General features: G+C 48.0%; 2 protein-coding genes. One reads left to right on the top strand and one right to left on the bottom strand.

The genetic code is table 11. From position 1 onward, the window contains the following. Nucleotides 1–354: 354 nt before the first annotated feature. Nucleotides 355–1731 (bottom strand): ROK family protein, encoded by a 1377-nt coding sequence (locus OCV69_RS16485; protein ID WP_158360311.1) that lies wholly within the window; start codon nucleotides 1729–1731, stop codon nucleotides 355–357. A 222-nt stretch (nucleotides 1732–1953) separates the two neighbouring features. On the opposite strand from OCV69_RS16485, the gene OCV69_RS16480 reads away from it, so the two are divergent. Then, nucleotides 1954–2204, top strand: a 251-nt coding sequence (locus tag OCV69_RS16480) for a 6-phosphogluconolactonase (protein ID WP_331485799.1), incomplete at its 3' end; no start/stop codon positions are given.

The following is a 2204-nucleotide window of genomic DNA, read 5'->3' as shown; positions in this document are numbered from 1 at the left end:
AGAGGTGGAAGTGCAGCAATGTACGGAGCTGACTGTCACTAATCGGTCGAGGGCTTATCCAGAAAGGCTGTTTAAAGGTTTCGGAAGTTCAGTATGTGGTTTTGAAGGTATAGAGATGAAGATCAGAACGATGGTTCTGGTCTTTTTTGTTTTATAGAAAATTATTTCATGGAAAACGATAGAACTGTGGATCTGGGGAAGCTACGTTTAAATGCAGGAACGAATCTGGATATCGTGGAAAGAATATGAATAGAAATGAAAATGGGGATGCCGTAAAGGCAAGGGATAAAGGAAGAATCCCAGGCCTGCTTTTACAGCATCCCCGTTTATTTATTATGGGATCTTAGGATCCGTTTAGCCGATCTGCGGAAGGCTTGCCACAGCCATGGACTGGCCGACACGACGGAAGTATTCATCCGGCAGCTTTAACTGGAACTTATCGGCGATCTCTGGATACTCGTCCTTCAGAACGCGGTCACAGGTTTCCATCAGGATGTCTCCGCCCTTACCGCTCATTACACGGCCTAACAGGAGCACATAGCGGAATCCATAGGTCTGGTAGTAATAAGCCAGGGTATGGCCCAGATAGCAGCCGATGGACTCATAAACCTTTGCTGCCCTGGGATCGTCTTCAGCCATCAGCTTCTGGACAGCTTTCAGCTTTTCAGCCGGAGATGCAGACTCATCCAGCTGGATTCCGGCTCTGGGAGCCAGTTTGATCACGCCGTCCTGGGAGAAGTATTTCACGCCGCAGCCGATATCACCGGCCCATTCATCGATCATGGCGTTGGGGTTCGCATCCACCGGAACGAACGCAAGCTCATTGAGCCAGCCTGTAATGCGGCCTTCCTCGTCTACGTAGCCTACTGCCTCGCTGGTGCCCATGGCAATACCCAGGACATTGTTGTCCTTTAAGCTCATGGTTCCGGCCAGGGCGGAAACATCCCCGTCGTTGGCTACGGCATAGGGGATATCGCCGAAGGTATCCTTTACGGCACGAATGTAGATATCCTTTACCTTGGACTCATAAAGGTCCTTGGGAACGCTGAGGAACAGGGATGCGCTCATGGTACGGTTGTTGATGAAGATTCCGGCAGAGGAGATACCCACTGCATCCACCCGCGGCATATGCTCTGCGGCAGATTTGAAGGCAGCTACGATCCCGTCGTAGTGATACTGGGGATCCTCGGTAACCTTCGGGAACCATACGACTTCCTCAGAGAATACAGTCTCTCCGTCGATCACTGCAGAAACCTTACGGTCGGATCCGCCGGCATCAAAGCCGATGCGGCAGCCTTCCAGGTGTCCTCCCATGGCAATGGGGGCGTTTTTGGTCTCAGGAACCTGTTCTGTGAACACGATCTCAAATTCATGCTCATAGATATGGGACATGAAATCCCAGTCGAATTCACGGGCTCCGCCTTTGCAGTAAACGCTGCTTAAGTAGTCATAAAGATCTTTATCATTTACATAAACACGGAAGCCGCCCTGAAGCCAGATCATGGTCTTTACCAGGCGGTCAATGTAATAATGGTTCGCCTGGGTCATTTCCGCTTCTTTATGGATCTTTGTATGGCAGGCAGCCATCTGGCCGTCAGCCCTTTCCACTGCGATGGATACGGGCTTTGTGGCGTCTTTCAGAAACGCTTCATTGAATTTTAAAAGGGGAGTGAACTCCGGATCCAGTTCCGGGATATTTTTTAAATTTACAGAAACTCCGTAACAATTCATAAGATAGAACCCTCCTAAACTACATAATTTCCGACTATGATATAATTATAACATAATGGGACGTGCTTGTCACTGGCTTCATAAGAAAATGTGAGGTTTAGAATTGTTATGAAAGTGCCGGCCTGTTTCTGATGACACAGGGGTAAAAATGTGATACAATCCTTTATGAAAAACATCCTGTATAGGGATGGAGTATGTATAAGGAAAGGAGACTGAAAAATTATGAGAATATACCGTGAAAAGGACTACGACGCCATGAGCCGTCGTGCAGCGAACATTATTTCTGCTGAGGTGATCCGTCGTCCGGACTGCGTTCTGGGCCTGGCAACCGGTTCTACACCCATTCCCGTTTTCCGTCGTAGTACTAGGAAAGTTCCGTCGTTTTCTTCTCGTCATTTTTTTATCTCTTTTCCTGCATCTCGATTTTTCCTTTATTTACAGCAAATTTTCAATGCCCTTTTGGGGCTTTTTTT

The organism is Alitiscatomonas aceti, from assembly GCF_025567195.1.
Taxonomy (GTDB): Bacteria; Bacillota; Clostridia; order Lachnospirales; family Lachnospiraceae; genus Alitiscatomonas; species Alitiscatomonas aceti.
Note: the sequence above shows the minus strand (reverse complement) of the source record. Positions and strands in the feature narration are given on the sequence as shown.

What these genes read in the sequence shown, in the direction of transcription:
- OCV69_RS16485 (WP_158360311.1), bottom strand. Translation starts at nt 1,731, where the DNA reads ATGAATTGTTACGGAGTTTCTGTAAATTTAAAAAATATCCCGGAACTG.